General features: G+C 57.6%; 1 protein-coding gene. It reads left to right on the top strand.

The features are described 5' to 3' along the window. Positions 1-572: 572 nt before the first annotated feature. Positions 573-1,105: hypothetical protein (locus AC1DWT_RS51485; RefSeq protein ID WP_477926303.1), on the top strand; the 533-nt coding region annotated here is incomplete at its 3' end.

Genomic DNA, 1,105 nt, shown 5'->3' with positions numbered 1-1,105 from the left:
GATCTGTGCATCCACTGTTGTCACTGGGGTGCCCCTTTGGTCATACGTACCACTCGGTTCGATACCGTTTCCAGAAAGTGATACCACCAGAAATCCGGGTTACAGACATTCGTCCTCGATCTGCACGCTTCGTAAGCCAAAATTCATTCAAGCGAATGACAGTGTCGGGCTGTTCAAGCCACAGTGCACGGCCAGGTCGGCGGTTGATGAATCCACGGTGGATGTTTTGGTGGGGTGTCGTGTCTGTCGGTGCACGGCACGTTCCGGTGTGCAACGAGCGGATCGCGTATTTGGCCGTGAAGACGATGCTCGTCGAGGAGATCGGCCAAAGACCTCTCAGATGAACGGCGTCGCGGTTTAGACCCTTGCCGACCTTCGCGAGGTTGGTGGGCCGCAAACTGATGTGGCGAAAGTATGGGGGTCGCCCTGCCTCGATCTGGGCACCTACCGCCTGGCACACAGGAGTGACGCGGCACTATGAGTCTCTCAGGACGCGCGGATCAAGAATCTCGCGTCGCGGGAGGACCCTGTAGCAGCGCCGCGCTGGAGCGTTGAGGATGGAGAGTTGGGGGATGGCAAGTTCTGTTGATTTCATGCTGGCAGATCTTCAGGAGAAGTATGCCACTGAGGCAGCTTCACCTGCCTTCGTGCGTCTGTATGACGGTGAAGCGTTCGGGCGCATGTTCGCTGTGCTCCACGGCCGGCTTAACCACCACTTTGATCAGATCAACGACAGGGCGCAGACGACAAACCACTACTGGGCCGACCCGAGCCGTGATCTGATCGCTCTGATTAAGGATCTGAACCAGGATCTACATGCATTGCAGCGAGCCGGTGTTGAAGTGGAACTGGCTGACGGATACCAGAAGGCGCTCGAACGGTGCGAGCCTTGGCTCTCGCGCAGCGGCGGAAGCACGGTGCCGGACGACTTTGGGCAGATCGAACTCATTAAGTACGAGCCGATCTTCCGCAGGTCCGCTACCACGGTTACGCTGGAGAATCGCCCCTCGCCGGTCAAATTGAAGATGGTCGGTGAAGGTTCGTACGCCAACGTCTTCTCGTACGTCGATCCCAATTACGGAATCAACTTCGCGGTGAAGAGAGC

This window comes from Rhodococcus sp. P4_B6 (assembly GCF_056402215.1).
The sequence above is the reverse complement of the archived record's forward strand: the minus strand, read 5'-3'. Positions and strand labels throughout refer to the sequence as shown.